We start from the raw sequence: 20,426 nt of genomic DNA, 5'->3' as shown, positions 1-20,426 counted from the left end.
GTTTTGTGTGATCTTAAAAATTATCCACAGGAGCGTGGACATGCGTTGGGCGACTTATTTCGCCGTCCTGGCCTCGGTACTCAGCGTCGGTTTGGCGCTGGGCGTCAGCATGCCGCTGGTGTCCCTGCGCCTTGAAAGCTGGGGTTACGGCAGTTTCGCCATCGGCGTGATGGCGGCGATGCCGGCCTTTGGCGTACTGCTCGGCGCGAAAATCTCCAGCCGCTTGGCCTCTTGGCTAGGCACCGCCAACCTCATGCGCCTGTGCCTGTGGGCGGGTGCGGTGTCCATCGGCTTGCTGGCGATCCTGCCCAGTTACCCGGTTTGGCTGGTGCTGCGCCTGATGATCGGGGTGATCCTGACCATCGTGTTTATCCTCGGCGAAAGCTGGATCAACCAATTGGTGGTGGAGCAGTGGCGCGGCCGGCTGGTGGCGCTGTATGGCTGCAGTTATGCCTTGAGCCAACTGTCAGGTCCGTTGCTGCTGGGCTTGATCGGCACCGACCATGATTACGGTTTCTGGGTCGGAGTAGGCCTGTTAGTCGTGGCGCCATTCCTGTTGCTGGGGCGATCCGGCGCGCCGACCGCCGAGTCCTTCAGCGTGACCTTCGCCGACCTGTGGCGCTTCTGCCTGAGCCTGCCGGCGATTGCCTGGGCGGTGGCTTTATTCGCCGCCTTCGAGGCGATGATTCTGACGTTGTTGCCGGTGTATTGCCTGCAACAAGGCTTTACCGCCGAGATCGCCCTGGCCATGGTCAGCACGGTGGTGGTCGGCGATGCGCTGCTGCAGTTGCCCATCGGCGCGCTGGCCGACTACCTGCCGCGACGCACGCTGTTCCTGAGCTGTGCGGTGTTGTTGCTGGTGTCGAGCCTGGCGATTCCACCGCTGATGCACACGGTGTTGATCTGGCCGATCTGGGTGTTGTTCGGCGCCAGTGCCGGGGGCTTGTTCACCCTGTCGTTGATCCTGATCGGCGAGCGTTACCGCGATGATGCGCTGGTGCGCGCCAATGCCCACGTGGCGCAGTTGTGGGGGATCGGTTGCCTGATCGGTCCGCTGGTGGCCGGCGCCGGCAGTCAGTGGATCAGCGGGCATGCATTGCCGTTGCTGATGGCGGCGGGTGCGTTGGGGTTGGTGGTGTTGTTGCTGCGCCAAGGTGCATTTGGAGCGGCGCAGCCGGCCTAGAGCATGCGCTCCAAGCCGACACTGGTAGCAAACCAGGCATTGAAGCGTCGCCACCAACTGCCCGGTTCGCGGGTCAGGGTGTGCAGTTGGCCGTTATCTTCGGTCACCCACACCACTTGGCCATCCTGCAGTTTCGCCTCATAGCTCAAGGGCGGCGCCATGCCTTGCAGTGCCAGGTTGCGCACATGTTCGGCCAGCTCTGGGCTATCGACCAGCACCCCGACTTCGGTGTTCCATAGCACCGAGCGTGGGTCGAAGTTGAATGAGCCGATAAACGACTTCTCCCGATCAAAGATCATCGCCTTGCTGTGCAGGCTCGAATCCGAACCGCGGAAGGTGCCGCGACGAAACAAATGTGGGCCGCTGCCGCCGCTGGGATCGCCCGGTTGGCGGCGTAGCTCATACAGCTTCACGCCGTGCTCCAGCAGGGCCTTGCGATACGGTGCATAACCGCCGTGCACGGCAGGTACGTCGGTGGCTTCCAGGGAATTGGTCAGCAGGCTCACCGACACACCTGCATCGGCGCGCCCGGTCAAGTACACCAGCCCCGGTTGCCCTGGCACGAAGTACGCCGAAATCATCATCAACTCGTGATTGACGCCCTCCAGCTCCGGCGCCAGTTGGGTGGTGAGCAGCAGCCGAGGATCCGGGTCGGCCTTGGCCAGCACCTTGCTCGGCGCGTCCCACAGCGCCTGGTTCCAGGCCCAGATCAGCTCGCGACGCCAGGTGTCCATGCGCGGTTGGGTCTGATAGGTGCGCAAGCGGTTGTACAGCGCGTGGTTCTGCTGGCGTGATTCGGCCAGGGACGCTTCCAGGCGCACGCGGGCGGCGGCCAGGTCGCCTTTGGAGGGCGTATTGGAGACAAAGTCATCAATTGGCTTGCTCAGGGCGCTGTTCCAATACTGGTCGAAACTGTGGCCCAGCTGCTCGGCCACCGGGCCCACGCTGAGCATGTCGATATCAGTGAAGTTCAGGTTAGGCTCGGCGTCGAAATACTCATCCCCCAGGTTGCGCCCGCCGACGATGGCCACGCTGTTGTCCGCCAGCCACAGCTTGTTGTGCATGCGCCGATGTTGCAGCGACAGGTTGAACAGCCGGCCCATGGCCCGCGTAACCCCCGTGCTGCGCCCCAGGTGCAAGGGGTTGAACAGGCGGATCTCGATCTTGGGGTGGGCGGCGAGGGTGGCGATGATCTGGTCGAGGCCGTCGCTGGTGGTGTCGTCCAGCAGGATGCGCACGCGTACGCCACGGTCGGCGGCCTTGAGCAGTTCGTCCACCAGCATGCGCGTGCTGATGCCGTCGTGCACGATGTAGTACTGCAGGTCGAGGCTGGTCTGGGCGTTGCGGATCAGCTCGGCGCGGGCCATGAACGCCTCGCTGCTGTTGGGCAGCAGGCGAAAGCCGGAGCGGCCCTGATACGGCGCGGCCTGGGCCTGGATCGAGCGGCCGAACGACGATTGCGCGGCGGGCAGGGCGTCGCTGGGGATGCGCGGTGCACTCACCGTCGCGCAGCCGCCCAATGCCAGGGCTCCCAACAGGAAAAACGGTAATAGCCGTTGAATCATCAAGGGAGTTGCTTCCAGATCAGGGCGGTTGTCGACATGTGACGGCAAATTCCCGCGAAAGGTCAGTCGGCGGCCTCGGTCAGCAGCTTGATGGCGGCAGCACCCACCTTGCGCACGGCTTCTTCAATCTGTGGCGTGGGCTTGGCCCCGTAGTTCATGCGCAGGCAGTTCCGATACTTGCCCGACGCCGAAAAGATGCTGCCGACGGCCACCTGTACGCCTTGTTCAATCAGGATTCGGTTGAGTTTCAGCGTATCGAAGCCCTCCGGCAGTTCGACCCACAGCATGAAGCTGCCTTGAGGGCGGCTGGCGCGAGTGCCTGCCGGGAAGTAGCGGCTGACCCAGTCGATCATCAAGTCGCGATTGCGCTGGTATTGAGTGCGCATCCGCCGCAAATGCGGTTCGAAGTGGCCACCTTTGAGGAATTCGGCAATGGCGATCTGTGGTTGTGTCGCGGTGCAGCCGGTGCTGATGTACTTCATGTGCAGCACCCGTTCCAGGTAGCGACCGGGCGCGACCCAGCCGATGCGCAAACCCGGCGCCAGGGTTTTCGAAAACGAGCTGCACAGCAATACACGACCGTCCTCATCGAAGGACTTGATGGTGCGCGGGCGTGGGTAGCTGTAAGCCAGTTCGCCATACACATCGTCCTCGATAATCGCCACGTCAAAACGCTGGGCCAGGGTCAGCAGCGCCTTTTTGCGCGCCTCGGGCATGATGTAACCCAGGGGATTGTTGCAGTTGGGGGTCAGTTGGATAACCTTGATCGGCCACTGTTCCAGCGCCAGTTCCAGAGCTTCCAGGCTGATGCCGGTGATCGGGTCGGTGGGGATTTCCAGGGCCTTCATGCCCAGCCCCTTGAGGGTCTGCATGGCGCCGTGGAAGCTCGGCGAGTCCACCGCGACGATGTCGCCAGGCTCGCAGATCGCATGGATGCTCGCGGACAGCGCCTCATGGCAACCGGTGGTGATCACGATGTCCTCGGCCGTCAGTTGGCAGCCGGAATCCAGTGACAGTCGTGCGATCTGTTCGCGCAATTCCATACAGCCGAGAATATTGTCGTAATACAGCCCCGGCAGATCCTGGCGTCGGCTCACGCGAGCCAGGCTGCGCAACAGCGGCTTCATGGTTGGCGACAATACATCCGGCATGCCACGCCCCATCTGTATGACATCTTTGCGCGGTACTGCGCGAATCAACTCCAGTACCTGGTCCCACTGGGATATCTCTACGGGCCGTTGCGCCGGACGCCCGACTTCGGGCAGGGCCGGCAAATCGCGGCCGACGGGTACGAAGTAGCCGGATTTTGGCTTGGGCGTCGCCAGGCCGTTGTCTTCCAGCAAGCGATAGGCCTGCTGCACGGTGCTCAGGCTGACCCCGTGTTCTACGCTCAAAGCCCGTACAGAAGGCAGCCTGTCTCCAGGGCGATAGAAGCCCTGTTCGATGCGGGTGCCCAGTAATTCGGCGAGGTTCATGTACAGGGTCATGGCATTCGCTCCCGAGAAACCATTACAGATAGCCAGAAAATACAGGATTCAGCCGCCCATAGGCAGTATCTGTATGGATTTAATAAAAACAGGTTGAATCTGTAATGGTTTTTGCCCGGCGTCCATGCTTGTCACTCAAGGCAACAAGGCAAATGAGGGGCGGCAAAATGAACGGCATGAGCGATGTGCGGCTGACGCTACAAGGTCAGGAACTGCAGGCAGGGCAAGAACGGGCGACGGCGCCGCGCGATATCAGCCGCTGGGGACTGTTCTGGCACCGTCGTCACACGCGCAAGGCGTTGCTGCATCTAACCCGCGAACAACTGCGCGATGTCGGGTTGACCGCCGAACAGGCGCGCCAGGAAGGTCTGAAACCCTTCTGGCGCGACTGAATCACACCAGCTCTTTGAGGCGGTGCCAGAGCATCCCCAGGGCCAATAGCGGCGAGCGCAAGTGCTTGCCGCCGGGGAAGGTGATGTGTGGCACCTGGGCGAACAGGTCGAAGCGCCCCTGTTGCTGGCCACTGATGGCCTCGGCCAGCAACTTGCCCGCCAGATGGGTGGCGTTGAGGCCATGGCCGGCGTAGGCCTGGGCGTAATACACGTTGGGTTGATCGGCCAGGCGGCCAATCTGCGGCAAGCGATTGGCACCGATGCCGATCATGCCGCCCCATTGAAAATCGATGTTCACCTCGGCCAATTGCGGGAATACCTGGAGCATTTTCGGGCGCATGTAGGCGCCGATGTCCTTCGGATCGCGCCCGGAGTAGTGACAGGCCCCGCCGAACAGCAGGCGACGGTCGGCGGACAGTCGGAAGTAATCCACGGTGACACGCTGGTCGCACACCGCCATGTTTTGCGGCAGCAGTTGGGTGGCCTGGGCTTCGCTCAACGGTTCGGTGGCGATGATGTAGCTGCCGGCGGGCAATACTTTGCCGCTCAGGTGTGGATTGAGGCCATTGAGGTAGGCATTGCAGGCCAACACCAAGGTCTTTGCGCGCACGTTGCCCTGGGCGGTGCGCACGTTGACTTCGGGGCCGTAGTCGATGCGGGTGACTTCAGACTGCTCGAACAGCTTCACGCCCAGCTGCTGCGCGGCGGCGGCTTCGCCGAGGGCCAGGTTCAGCGGGTGCAGGTGGCCGGAGCCCATGTCGATCATGCCGCCCACGTAGCGATCCGAACCGATCACGCTGCTCATCTCGTTGGCCTGCAGCAAGCGCACTTCGTGGCGATAACCCAGGCCGCGAAGTTCTTCGGCGTCTTCGGCCAGGCTTTGCAGGTCGCGGGGCTTGTTGGCGAGGTCGCAGTAACCCCAGGTCAGGTCACAGGGAATCTGGAAACGTTCGACGCGCTCACGCACGATCTCCACGGCTTCCAGGCCCATCAGCTTCATCTGGCGCACGCCATCGGTGCCGATCACGTTGGCGAACTGGTCCAGGCCATGGCCGACGCCACGGATCAGCTGGCCGCCGTTGCGTCCGCTGGCGCCCCAGGCGATCTTGCGTGCCTCCAGCAACACCACGCGCAAACCCCGTTCCGCCAGCTCCAACGCCGTGTTCAGCCCGGAAAAACCGCCGCCCACCACGCAGACATCGGCCGTCACTTCGCCCGTCAGCACCGGGTAATCAGGTTGCGGCACGCTGCTGGCGGCGTAATAGGAAGTGGTGTGCCGGGCGCTGGCAGTCATGGGTAGCCTCCCTGTTTGGAAAATTTGACGCAGGATACAGCGGTCGGATGACGCTGTCTGCGCAGGGCGTTTTGCGGCAGAATCCACGCCTATTCGCCGTTCGGTATGTGTTTCGATGAGTTGCAACAGTCAGAAAATCAGCGCGCTGCGTCGGCAGATTCCTTCGTTCGAGTGCGTCCCCGGTTGCCACGACTGCTGTGGGCCGGTGACCACCTCGCCCGAGGAAATGTCGCGCCTGCCGCGCAAGACCGCCGCCGAGCAGGATGCGGCCATGGATGAACTGAACTGTGTGCACCTGGGCCCCAACGGTTGCACGGTGTACGACGAGCGGCCGTTGATCTGCCGGCTGTTCGGCACCACCAAGACCCTGCCGTGCCCGAATGGGCGACGCCCGGTGGAGCTGATTCATCCGCGGGTGGAGAAACAGATCCATGAGTATATGGCGAGCACCCGGCAGGTCTTGGTTTAGCCCGCTGTTCAGTCTGGAATCGGTAGGTTCAGGCTCTCTTTCACCTCTTCCATCACGATATAGCTCTTGGACTCCCGCACATGGGGCAACTTGAGCAGGATATCGCCCAGCAGTTTGCGGTACGACGCCATCTCGGAAATCCGTGCCTTTACCAGGTAATCGAAGTCGCCTGAGACCAAATGACACTCCAGCACATGGGGCAGTTTCAGCACGGCGCGGCGAAACTCCTCAAAGGTGTCGCCGGACTTGTAATCGAGGCTGATCTCGACAAATACCAGCAAACTGCCTTTCAAATGCTGTGGGTTGAGCCGCGCGTTGTAGCCCATGATGATCCCTTCGCGCTCCAGCCGACGCACACGCTCGGTACAGGGCGTGGTCGACAGCCCGACTTTTTCCCCCAGCTCCGTGAACGAAATACGCCCATCGGTTTGCAGGATGCGCAGGATGTTGCGGTCGATCTTGTCCAGCTCCCGCTTGGTCTGGGTGTTGGTACGCATAGGGGATACGCCTCTGTGAAAAGGGTTTTTGCCGAGAATTGTCGCCAAATATAGGCAGTTATATAGTGAAATGCACTGGCAATTGTTTTTTAAACTGCGCTCATCATTGCTCGAATAACACACGTCAGCGGCCATGCCCGCGATGAGGATATAAAAATGCGCGTTCTGGTCTTGGGTAGCGGCGTCATTGGTGTGACCAGTGCCTACTATTTGGCGCGGGCCGGCTTTGAAGTGGTGGTCGTCGACCGTCAGCCCGCTGCTGCCATGGAAACCAGTTTCGCCAACGCCGGCCAGGTGTCCCCAGGTTATGCGTCGCCATGGGCCGCGCCGGGCGTGCCGCTCAAGGCCATCAAGTGGCTGCTCCAACGCCACGCGCCACTGGCCATCAAGGCCACCGCCGATATCGACCAATACCTGTGGATGGCGCAGATGCTGCGCAACTGCACCGCCAACCGTTATGCGGTGAACAAGGAGCGTATGGTGCGCCTGTCCGAGTACAGCCGCGACTGCCTCGACGAACTGCGCGCAGAAACCGGCATTGCCTACGAAGGCCGCAGCCTGGGGACGACCCAACTGTTCCGCACCCAGGCGCAGTTGGATGGCGCGGCCAAGGACATCGCTGTGTTGAAAGAGTCCGGCGTGCCGTTCGAAGTGCTCGACCGCGCCGGCATTGCCCGCGTTGAGCCGGCCCTGGCCAGCGTCACCGATATCCTCGCGGGCGCCTTGCGGCTGCCGAACGACCAGACCGGCGACTGCCAGATGTTCACCACCCGCCTGGTCGACATGTGCAAGCAACTCGGTGTGGAGTTCCGCTTCGAACAAGACATCCAGCGCCTCGACTACGCCGGTGACCGCATCAACGGCGTGTGGATCGACGGCAAGCTGGAAACCGCCGACCGCTACGTACTGGCGCTCGGCAGTTACTCGCCGAAATTGCTCAAGCCGCTGGGGATCAAGGCGCCGGTGTACCCGCTCAAGGGTTACTCGCTGACCGTGCCGATCACCAACCCGGCGATGGCGCCGACTTCGACCATCCTCGACGAGACCTACAAGGTCGCGATCACCCGTTTCGACAACCGCATCCGCGTCGGTGGCATGGCTGAAATAGCCGGTTTTGACCTGTCGCTTAACCCGCGTCGGCGCGAAACCCTGGAGATGATCGTCAACGACCTTTATCCTCAGGGCGGCGATTTGACCGAAGCCAGTTTCTGGACCGGCCTGCGCCCGACCACCCCCGACGGCACGCCGATTGTCGGTGCCACCCCGTTCAAGAACCTGTTCCTGAATACCGGCCACGGCACCCTCGGTTGGACCATGGCTTGTGGCTCCGGTCGTTTGCTGGCCGACCTGATGGCGAAGAAAACCCCGCAGATCAGCGCCGAAGGCCTCGATATTTCCCGTTATGGCAACCACCAGGAGTCCGCACAGCATGTCAATCCAGCGCCAGCTCACCAATGAGCGCATGAGCCAGATCGTTGTCCACAGCGGTACCGTGTATCTGGCCGGGCAAGTCGGCGACGACATGAACGCCGGGATTGAACAGCAGACCCGTGAAACCCTGGCCAATATCGAGCGTTTGCTCGACCTGGCGGGCACTGACAAGAGCAAGCTGCTGTCGGTGACGATCTACCTGAAAGATATCGACGCGGATTTCGCTAGCATGAATTCAGTGTGGGATAAGTGGCTGCCCAAAGGTGTCGCGCCCGCCCGTGCCACGGTGGAAGCCAAGCTGTGCGAACCGGAAATCCTGGTAGAGCTGTCCGTCGTGGCGGCGCTGCCTTAACAACGATCCCTCTCCCGGTGCCGATGTTGTCGGTCGGTGCCGGTTTTTCTTCACTTAGCTGCCTAGAAGCCTGCCGCCATGCGTCCTGCCCGTGCCCTGATCGATCTCCAAGCCCTGCGCCACAACTACCGATTGGCCCGTGAAGTCACGGGGGCCAAGGCCCTTGCCGTGATCAAGGCCGATGCCTACGGGCATGGCGCCGTGCGCGTGGCCCAGGCGCTGGAAGCCGACGCCGATGGGTTTGCCGTGGCGTGTATCGAGGAAGCCTTGGAGCTGCGTGCCGCCGGGATTCGTGCGCCGGTGCTGTTGCTGGAAGGTTTTTTTGAGGCCGACGAGCTGCGGCTGATCATCGAGCATGACTTCTGGTGCGTGGTGCATTCGCTGTGGCAGTTGGATGCGATTGAGCAGGCCAAGCTGAGCAAACCTCTGACCATCTGGCTCAAGCTGGATTCCGGCATGCACCGCGTTGGCCTGCATCCCAAGGACTATCACGAGGCTTACCAACGCCTGCTGGCCAGTGGCAAAGTCGCCAAGATCGTTTTGATGAGCCACTTCGCCCGCGCCGATGAACTCGACTGTGTGCGCAGCGATGAACAGGTGGCGGTGTTTGAAGCCGCCCGCCAGGGCTTGTCGGCTGAAGTCAGCCTGCGCAATTCGCCGTCGGTGATGGGCTGGCCGAATGTGTCCAGCGACTGGGTGCGCCCCGGCATCATGCTTTACGGCGCCACGCCGTTTGGCGAAAACCAGGCGGTGGCATCGCGTTTGCAACCGGTGATGACCCTGGAATCCAAGGTGATTTGTGTAAGGGAACTGCCAGCCGGTGAACCGGTGGGCTACGGCGCCAAGTTCATTACGCCCAAGCCGATGCGCATCGGCGTCGTCGCCATGGGTTATGCCGATGGCTACCCGCGTCACGCGCCAACCGGTACGCCGGTATGGGTGGCGGGGCAGCGCAGCCAATTGCTGGGTCGTGTATCGATGGACATGCTGTGCATCGACCTGACGGACGTACCGCAGGCCGGGCTCGGTTCCACCGTGGAGCTGTGGGGCAAAAACATCCTTGCCAGCGATGTCGCGGTCGCCGCCGAGACCATTCCCTACCAACTGTTCTGCAACCTGCGCCGCGTGCCAAGGCTCTATTCCGGCGCTTGATCGCCCGGTACGAACACAACCGCCCGGGATTTAGGCCCAAGTGTTGTAAATACTGAACGCTGTCGCCATGATAACGCTCAATTACAACAAAGCCTGAATCCTAGGAGGCTCCTGCATTGGACGTCGGCGAACGACTGCAATCCATCCGTAAACTGAAGGGTCTTTCCCAGCGCGAGCTCGCCAAGCGCGCGGGTGTCACCAACAGCACCATTTCGATGATCGAAAAAAACAGCGTCAGCCCCTCGATCAGCTCCTTGCGCAAGGTGCTGGGCGGCATCCCCATGTCCATGGTCGAGTTCTTTTCCGAGGAGATCCTCCAGGAAATACCGACGCAGATCGTCTATAAAGCCAATGAGCTGATCGACATCTCTGACGGCGCCGTCACCATGAAACTGGTAGGCCGGGCGCACCCCAGCCGGGCGATTGCATTTCTCAACGAAATCTACCCACCGGGTGCCGACACGGGCGAAGAAATGCTCACCCACGAAGGCGAAGAAACCGGGATTCTGGTGGAAGGTCGTCTGGAGTTGGTGGTCGGTCTTGAAACTTTTGTGCTCGAAGCCGGCGATAGCTACTACTTTGAAAGCACCAAGCCTCATCGTTTTCGCAACCCGTTCGACGTGCCGGCGCGACTAATCAGCGCAGCCACACCCGCGAACTTTTAAGAAAAGAGGCGTCCTGCCAGCGTTGCAGAGACTCCCGTAGCTGTATCCGTGAAGCCGAATCTCCCTTTATTTAATAGGGTTGTTTCGGCCAGGCGGGCTAACCGTTATACTTTCGCCGCCTGCGAAACCGTGGCCGCAGGCGTGAATAGCCACCATTGAGGGTGAACGCGTGAACCTAATTATGAAAATGCTGGCTGCACCAGCAACCGTACTGGCCCTATGGGCTGTCAGCGCTCAAGCTGCGACCAATGATGACATTGCCAAACGCCTGGAGCCGGTCGGCCAGGTGTGCGTCCAGGGCCAGGAATGCAAGGGGATGGAAGTGGCGGTGGCCGCAGGCGGCGGCGCTGCGAAGACGCCGGATGAGATCATCGCCAAGCACTGCAACGCTTGCCACGGCACCGGCCTGTTGGGCGCGCCGAAAATTGGCGACACCGCCGCCTGGAAAGAACGCGCCGATCATCAAGGCGGCCTGGATGGCATCCTGGCCAAGGCGATCACCGGCATCAATGCCATGCCACCCAAAGGCACCTGCTCCGATTGCTCGGATGATGACCTCAAAGGTGCGATCGAGAAGATGTCCGGCTTGAAATAAACCGATCTTCGCCAAAAAGCCGCTTACGAGCGGCTTTTTTGTACCCGCGATTTGTGTTTCAGCCCTGTTATTTGCAGCAAAGACCCGGCAAGCTCGGTCCAACCCCTAATCATGGAATGTTCAGGAGGGTCGGATGGTGCAGTTGTGTTCAATCGAGCAAGCAGTTGACGACGTATTGGCGCGCTTGCCAGCGCATATCCACATGGGCATGCCGCTTGGCCTGGGCAAGCCGAATCTGTTCGTCAACGCGCTGTACCGGCGTGTCGCCAAATTGCCCGAGCGCTCACTGACGATCTACACCGCGCTGGCCCTGGGGCGACCGCCCTTCGGTGATGGGTTGCAAAAGCGCTTTCTGGAACCCTTTATCGAGCGGGTGTTTGGCGATTATCCCGAGCTGGATTTCCTGGCCGACCTGCACAAAGACGGCCTTCCGAAAAATATCCACGTGCAGCAGTTCTTCATGCAGCCCGGCAGCTTGCTGCACAGCGAATCGGCGCAGCAGGACTACGTGAGCAGCAACTACAGCCACGCGGCCCGCGACATCAACGCCGCAGGGTTGAATCTGGTGGCGCAATTGGTCGCCAGCAGCAGCGAACACCCTGATCGCCTGAGCCTGAGCTGCAACCCGGATATCACCCTCGACCTGTTGCCGATGATCGCCAAGCGTCGTGATGCTGGTGAAACCGTGCTGATCGTCGGTCAGGTTCACAGCGATTTGCCCTATATGCCTGGGGATTCCGAGCTGGGCATGGACGCCTTCGATTACCTGATCGATGAAAAAGACAGCACCACGCTGTTCTCCACGCCGAATATGCCGGTGGGTTTCCAGGATCATTTTATCGGCCTGCATGCCAGTACCTTGGTGCGCGACGGCGGCACCTTGCAGATCGGCATCGGCTCCATGGGCGATGCGCTGACCGCCGCGTTGTTGGCGCGCCAGGCGGATAACGAGGCCTACCGGCTGTTGCTGACGGACCTGGACGTCTACCAATGGGCGCCGTTGATCAACCATGAAGGCGGCGTCGATCCGTTCGCCCGTGGCCTCTACGGTTGCAGCGAAATGTTCGTCAACGGCCTGCTGGTGCTGGCGGACGCAGGGATTATCCGCCGCAAGGTCTACCCAGACGTGACGACGCAGGAGCAGGCCAACGCCGGTTTGCTGGATGACGCCGCACAGCCGGATGGCATCTCGATCCACGGCGGTTTTTTCCTCGGCCCGCGCAGCTTCTACCAGCGCCTGCAGGAAATGACCCACGCCAAACGGCTTGAATTCAACATGACCCGCATCAGCTACATCAATGAGCTGTACGGCCAGGAAGAACTCAAGCGCCTGCAACGCCTGGATGCGCGGTTTATCAATAGCGCGATCATGGTGACGTTGCTCGGCGCGGGCGTGGCCGATCAGTTGGAGGATGGCCGCGTGCTCAGCGGCGTGGGCGGGCAGTACAACTTCGTTGCCCAAGGGCATGCGCTGGAAGGCGCGCGTTCGATCCTGATTTTGCGCAGCTGGCGTGAGTCGGCAGGGGAGGTCAGTTCCAATATCGTCTGGGATTACGGCCACTGCACGATTCCCCGGCACCTGCGGGACATCGTCATCACTGAGTATGGAATTGCCGATTTGCGCGGTCAGACGGATGCCAAGGTGATCGAGGCGTTGCTCAACGTTACCGACTCACGCTTCCAGGACGATTTGATTGAACAGGCGCAGAAGGCCGGCAAGTTGCCGAAGGATTTCCGCTTGGATCCGCGTTTTGCCGACAACACGCCGGAGCGGCTCAAAGGTATTCAGGCACGTCATCATCGGCTGTTCCCGGAGTACCCGCTGGGCAGCGACTTTACAGATGAAGAGCGGGATTTGTTGCGTGCATTGAACTGGCTCAAGAGCAAATTCAAGCTGACGGAAATTCTGGAGCTGGGCAAGGCGGCATTGGATGCGCCGGAGCCGGAGGCATTTCCCAAGCATCTGGAGCGGATGCGGTTGGATAAGCCGGAAGGGCTAAAGGAAGATTTGTATCAGCGGCTGTTGCTGGCGGGCCTGCAGGCGACTGCACATTAGCCAGCAGCGCCGGTTTTTTGTGGTGAGCGGGCTTGCCCCGCGCGAGGCAAGCTCGCTCACTACAAAAATCCTGTCGGGCGTGATTATTCGATGAAGGTCACGACGCCGCCTTCCAACGACTTGACCCGCGCCAGCGACTCAACCCGATAACCCTGCGCATCCAGCTCCGCACGGCCGCCCTGGAACGACTTCTCGATCACGATCCCCAAACCGGCAACGGTCGCGCCGGCCTGCTTGATAATCGAGATCAGCGCCTGGGACGCCTTGCCGTTGGCCAGGAAGTCATCGATCACCAGCACGCGGTCGCTGCTGGTCAGGTGACGCGGGGAGATCGCCACGGTGCTTTCGACCTTCTTGGTGAAGGAGTACACCGTCGCCGACAGCAGGTTTTCCGTGAGGGTCAGGGATTGCTGCTTGCGTGCGAAGATCACCGGTACACCCAGGTTCAGGCCGGTCATGATCGCCGGGGCGATGCCGGAGGCTTCGATGGTGACGATCTTGGTGATGCCCGAATCCTTGAACAGTGCGGCGAATTCGTCGCCGATCAGTTTCATCAGTGCCGGGTCGATCTGGTGGTTCAGAAAGGCGTCGACCTTGAGTACCTGATCGGAAAGCACGATGCCTTCTTCGCGAATTTTCTTGTGCAGTGCTTCCACGGAAAGCTTCCTCTAATGGCGCGGTGTGCGCCGAAAGTAGATTAAAAAGTAGTCGATTCTAGCGCTTTAACATCGCGCGTATATCCGCCAAGGCGGTGTTGCCGCGAACGGCCTTCACCTCGGTCGGGGTGTCGTCATTGCCTTCCCAGGCCAGGTCGTCCGGCGGCAGTTCATCCAGGAACCGGCTGGGGGCACAATCGATGATTTCGCCGTATTGCTTGCGCTTGGCGGCAAAGGTGAAGGCCAGTGTCTGACGCGCGCGGGTAATGCCCACGTAGGCCAGGCGGCGTTCTTCTTCGATGGTGTCGGCTTCGATGCTGGAGCGGTGCGGGAGGATTTCCTCTTCCATGCCCATGATGAACACGTAGGGGAATTCCAGGCCCTTGGACGCATGCAAGGTCATCATCTGCACGCCTTCGGCGCCGTCTTCCTCTTCCTGCTGGCGCTCGAGCATGTCGCGCAGTACCAGCTTGCCGATGGCGTCTTCGACGGTCATTTCGCCGTCTTCGTCTTTTTCCAGGGTGTTCTTCAGCGCTTCGATCAGGAACCAGACGTTGCTCATGCGGTAATCCGCCGCCTTGTCGCTGGAACTGTTGGTGCGCAGCCAGTTTTCGTAGTCGATGTCCATGACCATGCTGCGCAGGGCGCTGATCGGGTCTTCGCCGGCGCACTGCTCGCGCACCTTGTCCATGAAACGCTTGAAGCGTGACAGGCGATCGGTGAAGCGCGAGTCCAGGTGTTCGCCCAGGCCGATTTCATCGGTGGCGGCATACATCGAGATCTTGCGTTCGGTGGCGTAGTTGCCGAGTTTTTCCAGGGTGGTGGAACCGATCTCGCGGCGCGGCACGTTGATCACGCGCAGGAAGGCGTTGTCGTCGTCCGGGTTCACGATCAGGCGGAAGTAGGCCATCAGGTCTTTCACTTCCTGGCGTCCGAAAAAGCTGTTGCCACCCGACAGGCGATACGGCACCTGATGGTGCTGCAATTTCAGCTCGATCAGCTTGGCCTGATAGTTGCCGCGGTACAGGATCGCGAAATCGCTGTAGGGCCGGTCGGTGCGCAAGTGCAGGCTGAGGATTTCCACCGCCACGCGCTCGGCTTCGGCGTCTTCGTTGCGGCAGCGGATCACGCGGATCTCGTCGCCGTGGCCCATTTCACTCCACAGCTGTTTTTCAAACTCGTGGGGGTTGTTCGAGATCAACACGTTGGCGCAGCGCAGGATGCGGCTGGTGGAGCGGTAGTTCTGCTCCAGCATCACCACTTTCAGGGACGGGTAGTCGTCCTTGAGCAACATCAGGTTTTCCGGGCGGGCGCCGCGCCAGGCGTAGATCGACTGGTCATCGTCGCCTACCACGGTGAACTGATTGCGCTTGCCGATCAGCATTTTTACCAGCAGGTATTGGCTGGCGTTGGTGTCCTGGTATTCGTCCACCAACAGGTAGCGCACCTTGTTCTGCCATTTTTCGAGGATGTCGGCGTGTTCCTCGAACAGCTTCACTGGCAGCAGAATCAAGTCGTCGAAGTCCACCGCGTTGAACGCCTTGAGCGTGCGCTGGTAGTGGGTGTAGACGATGGCGGCGGTCTGTTCCTTGGGGTTGCGTGCGTTTTCCAAGGCCTGGGCGGGCAGGATCAGGTCGTTTTTCCAGGCGCCGATCATGTTCTTGATCTCGTCCACGCCGTCGTCGCCTGCGTATTCCTTTTGCATGATGTCGGTCATCAGCGACTTCACGTCGGTCTCGTCAAAGATCGAGAAGCCGGGCTTATAGCCAAGGCGTACATGCTCCTTGCGGATGATGTTCAGGCCCAGGTTGTGGAAGGTACACACGGTGAGGCCACGGCCTTCGCCACCCTTGAGCAGGGTGCCGACGCGCTCTTTCATTTCCCGCGCCGCCTTGTTGGTAAACGTCATGGCGACGATGTACTGGGCGCGGATGCCGCACTGTTGGATCAGGTGCGCGATCTTGCGGGTGATCACGCTGGTCTTGCCGGAGCCTGCACCGGCGAGCACCAATAGAGGGCCGCCGACGTAGTTCACGGCTTCTTGCTGCCGGGGATTGAGTCGGGACATACGGAATTTCAGGAGTCGTTGTTCAAAAGGGCGGGCATTTTAACAGGCTCGCAGGATTCTGCTCTGTCAGAACGACAGTGTGACGTACCACTCGATCTAAATTTGCCGGTTTTGATACTTTGCCGCAGGATGTCGGGGTTGTTTGCGACTAATGTTTACAGTTCGCGTGTTTGATAACCCCTATCATTGGTGATTATCCGGCCGCACGTCATAATGCCCGCCGCCACGAAATTTTGCAGAGTCTAGGGAGCTAGCTTGTCTACGCCTGTCGAACCCTTGCGTTTGCTGCTGCTGGCCGATGAGCCCGCGTGGGCAGCGTTGTTGCGCGAGTGCCTGGCGCCGATGGGCGATGGGGCTGTGCTGATCAGCGCACCAAATTGGGAGTCCGTGAGCCGTCTGTTCGATGACGACCACAGCGCCGTGCTGTTGACCACGCCCAGCCTGCAACCCGGTCCTGGCCGTTGCAGCCTGCCGTGCGTGTTGTTGTTGGAGCAGGAACCTCTGGTTTCGCCACTTGGCGTCAGCGATTGGCTGGTGCGTGATGTATTGGATGCCGATACAGTGCGCCGCTGCCTGCGCCATGTCCGCGAGCGCGGTGTGCTGGAAAACACCCTGCAACGCCTCGCCGAACAGGACCCGCTCACGGGCATTGCCAACCGCCAGGGCTTCCAGACCTTGCTCGCCGCGCGACTGGCCGAGAACGAAGGCCGTGGCCTGGCCCTCGGTCATCTGGACCTCGACAATTTTCGCCACGCCAACGACGCCCTCGGCCACCAGGCCGGCGACCGGTTGATCCTGCAAGTGGTCTCGCGGCTCAAAAGCCAGCTTGAGGTTGGGGACCAGTTGGCGCGCCTGGGCAGTGACGAATTCGCCTTGTTGATCGACACCCGCCGTGCGCCGCAGCGTGCCGAGTGGATGGCCGAGCGCATCACCGAAGTCATGGCCGAACCCTACTGGGTGGATGGCGAGAGCCTGCTGATCGGCTGCAGCCTGGGCGTGGCCCATGCCCGCGCCCGTGCTGGCGCCGACCCGCTGATGTGGCACGCGCATATCGCCATGCAACAGGCAAAGAGCACCCAAGGCTGCACCTTTCATATTTTCAACGAACGCATCAACCGTAACGCACGCAGCCTGGCCGACCTGGAAAGCGAGCTGCGCCGCGCCCTTCGGCGTGACGAACTGGAGCTGCATTACCAACCGCGCCTGGACCTGGACGACGGGCACATCGTCGGCCTTGAAGCCCTGGTGCGCTGGCGGCATGGCGAGCGCGGCCTGTTGCCGCCCAGTGAGTTCGTGCCCCTGGCCGAGCAAAGCGGCCTGATCGTGCCGCTGGGCTACTGGGTGATTTCCCGTGCCCTGCGCGACATGCAGGACCTGCGCGAACGTGGCCTACCGCCGCTGCACATGGCGGTCAACCTGTCGTTCCGTCAGTTCCAGGACAGCCAGTTGCTCTCCACGCTCAGTCGGCTGATTGCCGAGCGGGGCGTTGAGGCGCAGTGGCTGGAGTTCGAACTCACCGAAACCGCCGTGATGCGCCGCAGCGACCTGGTCAAGCAGACCATGGACGCCCTTGGCCGCCTGGGCGTGCGGTTTTCCCTGGATGACTTTGGCACTGGCTTCTCATCGTTCGTGCACCTCAACAGCTTGCCGATTGCCTTGTTGAAGATCGACAAGAGCTTTGTCGGCGGCATGGAAGAGCGCGAAGAGAATCGCAAGTTGGTGCACGCCATGATCAACCTGGCGCACAACCTCAATCTGGAAGTGGTCGCTGAGGGCGTGGAAACGCCGGAGCAGCTTGCGTTGTTGAGGCTGTTTGGCTGCGACCAGGCCCAGGGATACCTGATCAGCAAGCCGCTGCCGTTGCCGGAGTTGGTGGAGTACCTGACCTTCGGCAATGGCCAGCAGGCCCGCGTGGGCGAAGGGCTTTAATCCGGTTGAGCAGCCTGGAACCCACTACGGGTTTCGGGCTCGGCGCCCTCCTGACGGATCATCCGCTTCATCTTCGCTTCAAACGCCCAGGTCAGGCTGACTGCCGCGCACGCCAGGCCCAGCGCCAAGCCCCACCAAACGCCGGTCGGTCCCCAGCCCAGGGTGAAGGCCATCAGCCAGGCCGATGGTGCGCCAATCAACCAATAGCATCCCGCACCGATCAGAAAGGTGGTCTTGGCGTCCTTGAGCCCGCGAATGCAGCCCATGGCGATGGTTTGCACGCCGTCGAACAACTCGAACCAGGCGGCCACAGCGAGCAGGCTGACGGCCAGGACGATCACGTCGTGGAACGCGGGGTCGTTGTGGTCGATGAGCAGTCCGATCAATGGGTCGGAGTAAAGCCACAGCATGGCGGCAAATCCCAACATCACCGCTGCGCCAAATCCTATGCCGACACGTCCGGCCAGGCGTGCCTGCAGCAACTGCCCGGCGCCGTAATGCTGGCCGATGCGCATGGTCACTGCGTAGGACATCCCCGCCGGAACCATGAACGCCACCGACACAATCTGCAGCGCGATCTGGTGCGCCGCTAACTGCGTGCTGCCCATGGTGCCCATGCACAGCGCGGCAAAGGCAAACAACCCGACCTCCACCGCGTAGGTGCCGCCAATCGGCAGGCCCAGGCGCCACAACTCGCGCAGGTACTGGGTGTTCAGGCGCAGCAGGCCGGCGCTCAGCGGGTAGGCCGCATAGGTGCGGTTGCTGCGGATGTACCACATCAGCGTCAGCGCCATGCCGTTGGCGACGATGGCGGTGACCAGGCCGATGCCCATCAGGCCGAGCTTGGGCAGGCCGAACATGCCTTCGATCAGTGCGTGGTTGAGCAGGTAATTCAGTACTGTGCCGCCGACGCTGATGACCATCACCGGAGTGGCTTTGCCGATGGCGCTGGTAAAGCCGCGCAAGGCCATGAAGCTCAAGTAGCCGGGCAGGGCGAACGGCAATATCGTCAGGAATTGCCCGGCCGACTGCACGTTGGTTTCAGTCTGGCCGAACATCAGCAACAGCGGCTTGAGGTTCCACAGCAGCAAGCCGGCCGCCAAGGCCATCAGCCAGGCCAGCCACAGCCCGGCCTGGGTCAACCGGGTGGCGCCTTCGATATCCCCGGCGCCGTGACGGATGGCGACAAGCGTGCCTACGGCGGCAATCACGCCGATGCAGAAGATCGACACGAACGAATAGCTCGCCGCGCCCAGGCCGCCACCAGCCAGGGCTTCAGGGCTCAGGCGCGCCATCATCAGGGTGTCGGTCAGCACCATCAGCATGTGCGCCAACTGTGAGGCAATCAACGGCCCTGACAGCCGCAGAATGGCCCAGAGTTCGGTACGTGCCGGATGCTGCATGATCATCACACTCGAATAGTCGGAGGGTTGGGGAAGGGTTGATTCTCGGCGCTCTCCATTCATTACACAAAAGGATTAAAGCGATGATGTGCATGATTTAAACTCATGCCAGACGATCTGGTAGGGTGCGGTACTGCTCTGTAGGAATTTCCTGATGACTCGTCGCCTTCCTCCGCTGTATGCCTTGCGAGCATTTGAAGCCGCCTCTCGACACAACTCCTTTACCCGCGCGGCGGAGGAGTTGTCGATTACGCAAAGTGCGGTGAGCCGACATATCCGCACGCTTGAAGAACACTTCGCCTGCCGGCTGTTCCAGCGCAGTGGCCGCACCTTGCAGCTCACCGAAGCGGCGCGCCTGTTGTTGCCCGGCGTACGTGAAGGTTTCGCCGCGCTGGAGCGGGCCTGCCATACCTTGAATGCCGAGGACGACATCCTGCGCATGAAGGCGCCGTCGACCCTGACTATGCGTTGGTTGTTGGCGCGACTCAGCCGCTTCCGCGCATTACAGCCGGGCAATGAGGTGCAACTGACCAGCGCCTGGATGAGCGTGGACGAGGTGGACTTCAACCAGGAGCCGTTCGATTGCGCGGTGCTGCTGAGCTACGGGCATTTTCCGGCGGATTGGGAGGCCAGTTATCTGTTTCCGGAATTGTTGATCCCGGTCGGCGCGCCGAACCTTTTGGAGGACGGACCTTGGGATGCCGAACGCCTGGCCACCGCCGAATTGCTGCACCCCACGCCCGACCGTCGTGATTGGCGCAATTGGCTGGAGCGCATGGGCTTGTCATCCCAGGTGTCGCTCAAGGGCGGCCAGGTGTTCGACACACTCGAACTGGGCATGATCGCCGCCGCGCGAGGTTACGGCGTATCCATGGGCGACTTGCTGATGGTGGCCGAAGACGTGGCCCAGGGGCGGCTCAGCCTACCCTGGCCAACGGCCGTAGCCAGTCGTGAAAATTACTATTTGGTGTGGCCGAAAACCCGCCCCGGTGGCGAACGGTTGCGGCGTTTGGCGGAATTTCTGCAGGCAGAGGTCAAGGCAATGGAATTGCCCCAGGTCGAACGCCTTGATTGAGCGGCGACAGACCGTTCGTGCAATCGTTTGCGTGATACCCCTGTGATTCGCTCAAGTATTGCCTCGGCCCGCCGAAGTAGGTGTGTTGGAACCATCGTGCACCAACGCTTCCCACTAGATAATTTGCCGAGCAGCGCTATGAGATCAGGATGATCCT

Annotated in this window: 18 protein-coding genes; 11 read left to right on the top strand and 7 right to left on the bottom strand. The window is 61.2% G+C overall.

Going from position 1 to position 20,426, the window contains the following annotated elements; all coding sequences use genetic code 11:
- Window positions 1-40: 40 nt before the first annotated feature.
- Window positions 41-1,183 carry an MFS transporter gene (locus tag ACP7EW_RS17395; protein ID WP_426218558.1) on the top strand — a complete coding sequence of 381 codons (1,143 nt, stop codon included), beginning with the start codon at window positions 41-43 and terminating at the stop codon, window positions 1,181-1,183.
- Here the strand turns inward: ACP7EW_RS17395 and ACP7EW_RS17390 are convergent.
- Both ACP7EW_RS17390 and ACP7EW_RS17385 read right to left on the bottom strand, forming a co-directional pair.
- Window positions 1,180-2,748 (bottom strand): phospholipase D family protein, encoded by a 1,569-nt coding sequence (locus tag ACP7EW_RS17390; RefSeq protein ID WP_426218556.1) that lies wholly within the window; start codon window positions 2,746-2,748, stop codon window positions 1,180-1,182. The genes ACP7EW_RS17395 and ACP7EW_RS17390 overlap by 4 nt on opposite strands.
- Window positions 2,749-2,810: 62 nt before the next feature.
- Window positions 2,811-4,235 (bottom strand): PLP-dependent aminotransferase family protein, encoded by a 1,425-nt coding sequence (locus ACP7EW_RS17385; protein WP_426218554.1) that lies wholly within the window; start codon window positions 4,233-4,235, stop codon window positions 2,811-2,813.
- 167 nt (window positions 4,236-4,402) lie between these two features.
- On the opposite strand from ACP7EW_RS17385, the gene ACP7EW_RS17380 reads away from it, so the two are divergent.
- Window positions 4,403-4,627, top strand: a complete 225-nt coding sequence (locus ACP7EW_RS17380; protein ID WP_426218861.1) for a DUF1127 domain-containing protein — start codon at window positions 4,403-4,405, stop codon at window positions 4,625-4,627.
- Window position 4,628: 1 nt separating this feature from the next.
- Here the strand turns inward: ACP7EW_RS17380 and ACP7EW_RS17375 are convergent, their stop codons facing one another.
- Window positions 4,629-5,921 (bottom strand): NAD(P)/FAD-dependent oxidoreductase, encoded by a 1,293-nt coding sequence (locus tag ACP7EW_RS17375; RefSeq protein WP_426218552.1) that lies wholly within the window; start codon window positions 5,919-5,921, stop codon window positions 4,629-4,631.
- Between the two features lie 115 nt (window positions 5,922-6,036).
- Here ACP7EW_RS17375 and ACP7EW_RS17370 point away from each other — a divergent pair, with 115 nt between their 5' ends.
- A complete protein-coding gene (locus ACP7EW_RS17370) occupies window positions 6,037-6,390 on the top strand; it encodes a YkgJ family cysteine cluster protein (RefSeq protein WP_016975913.1) in 354 nt (117 codons plus the stop codon).
- An 8-nt stretch (window positions 6,391-6,398) separates the two neighbouring features.
- Here ACP7EW_RS17370 and ACP7EW_RS17365 read toward each other — a convergent pair whose 3' ends face one another.
- A complete protein-coding gene (locus tag ACP7EW_RS17365; protein WP_003176896.1) occupies window positions 6,399-6,887 on the bottom strand; it encodes an Lrp/AsnC ligand binding domain-containing protein in 489 nt (162 codons plus the stop codon).
- 156 nt (window positions 6,888-7,043) lie between these two features.
- On the opposite strand from ACP7EW_RS17365, the gene dadA reads away from it, so the two are divergent.
- The 6 genes from dadA to ACP7EW_RS17335 all read left to right on the top strand — a co-directional run bounded on the left by dadA (window position 7,044) and on the right by ACP7EW_RS17335 (window position 13,138).
- Window positions 7,044-8,345 (top strand): D-amino acid dehydrogenase, encoded by a 1,302-nt coding sequence (gene dadA / locus ACP7EW_RS17360; protein ID WP_016975912.1) that lies wholly within the window; start codon window positions 7,044-7,046, stop codon window positions 8,343-8,345.
- Window positions 8,317-8,670: a RidA family protein gene (locus ACP7EW_RS17355; RefSeq protein WP_426218548.1), complete on the top strand. Its 354-nt coding sequence runs from the start codon at window positions 8,317-8,319 to the stop codon at window positions 8,668-8,670. The genes dadA and ACP7EW_RS17355 overlap by 29 nt, the downstream gene beginning before the upstream one ends.
- Window positions 8,671-8,748: 78 nt before the next feature.
- Window positions 8,749-9,822 carry an alanine racemase gene (alr, locus tag ACP7EW_RS17350; protein ID WP_426218547.1) on the top strand — a complete coding sequence of 358 codons (1,074 nt, stop codon included), beginning with the start codon at window positions 8,749-8,751 and terminating at the stop codon, window positions 9,820-9,822.
- Between the two features lie 116 nt (window positions 9,823-9,938).
- On the top strand, window positions 9,939-10,487 hold the full coding sequence (locus ACP7EW_RS17345; protein ID WP_003176893.1) for a cupin domain-containing protein: 549 nt from the start codon (window positions 9,939-9,941) through the stop codon (window positions 10,485-10,487).
- Window positions 10,488-10,668: 181 nt separating this feature from the next.
- Window positions 10,669-11,082 (top strand): c-type cytochrome, encoded by a 414-nt coding sequence (locus tag ACP7EW_RS17340; protein WP_016975909.1) that lies wholly within the window; start codon window positions 10,669-10,671, stop codon window positions 11,080-11,082.
- A 133-nt stretch (window positions 11,083-11,215) separates the two neighbouring features.
- Window positions 11,216-13,138 (top strand): acetyl-CoA hydrolase/transferase C-terminal domain-containing protein, encoded by a 1,923-nt coding sequence (locus ACP7EW_RS17335; protein ID WP_426218545.1) that lies wholly within the window; start codon window positions 11,216-11,218, stop codon window positions 13,136-13,138.
- Window positions 13,139-13,221: 83 nt separating this feature from the next.
- Here the strand turns inward: ACP7EW_RS17335 and ACP7EW_RS17330 are convergent, their stop codons facing one another.
- Complete coding sequence (locus tag ACP7EW_RS17330) at window positions 13,222-13,794, bottom strand: xanthine phosphoribosyltransferase (protein WP_025856334.1); 573 nt, start codon at window positions 13,792-13,794, stop codon at window positions 13,222-13,224.
- Window positions 13,795-13,852: 58 nt separating this feature from the next.
- Window positions 13,853-15,862 carry a DNA helicase Rep gene (gene rep / locus ACP7EW_RS17325; RefSeq protein WP_016975907.1) on the bottom strand — a complete coding sequence of 670 codons (2,010 nt, stop codon included), beginning with the start codon at window positions 15,860-15,862 and terminating at the stop codon, window positions 13,853-13,855.
- Window positions 15,863-16,117: 255 nt separating this feature from the next.
- On the opposite strand from rep, the gene ACP7EW_RS17320 reads away from it, so the two are divergent.
- Window positions 16,118-17,791 carry a putative bifunctional diguanylate cyclase/phosphodiesterase gene (locus tag ACP7EW_RS17320; protein ID WP_033901960.1) on the top strand — a complete coding sequence of 558 codons (1,674 nt, stop codon included), beginning with the start codon at window positions 16,118-16,120 and terminating at the stop codon, window positions 17,789-17,791.
- Here ACP7EW_RS17320 and ACP7EW_RS17315 read toward each other — a convergent pair.
- Window positions 17,788-19,200 carry a NorM family multidrug efflux MATE transporter gene (locus ACP7EW_RS17315; protein WP_133075550.1) on the bottom strand — a complete coding sequence of 471 codons (1,413 nt, stop codon included), beginning with the start codon at window positions 19,198-19,200 and terminating at the stop codon, window positions 17,788-17,790. The genes ACP7EW_RS17320 and ACP7EW_RS17315 overlap by 4 nt on opposite strands.
- A gap of 148 nt (window positions 19,201-19,348) precedes the next feature.
- Between ACP7EW_RS17315 and ACP7EW_RS17310 the strand changes: the two genes are divergently transcribed.
- Window positions 19,349-20,269 (top strand): LysR substrate-binding domain-containing protein, encoded by a 921-nt coding sequence (locus ACP7EW_RS17310; RefSeq protein WP_033901962.1) that lies wholly within the window; start codon window positions 19,349-19,351, stop codon window positions 20,267-20,269.
- Window positions 20,270-20,426 lie beyond the last annotated feature (157 nt).

It is taken from the genome of Pseudomonas sp. DWRC2-2 (assembly GCF_049897885.1).
In the GTDB taxonomy this organism is placed as follows: domain Bacteria; phylum Pseudomonadota; class Gammaproteobacteria; order Pseudomonadales; family Pseudomonadaceae; genus Aquipseudomonas; species Aquipseudomonas azotoformans_A.
The sequence above is the reverse complement of the archived record's forward strand: the minus strand, read 5'-3'. Positions and strand labels throughout refer to the sequence as shown.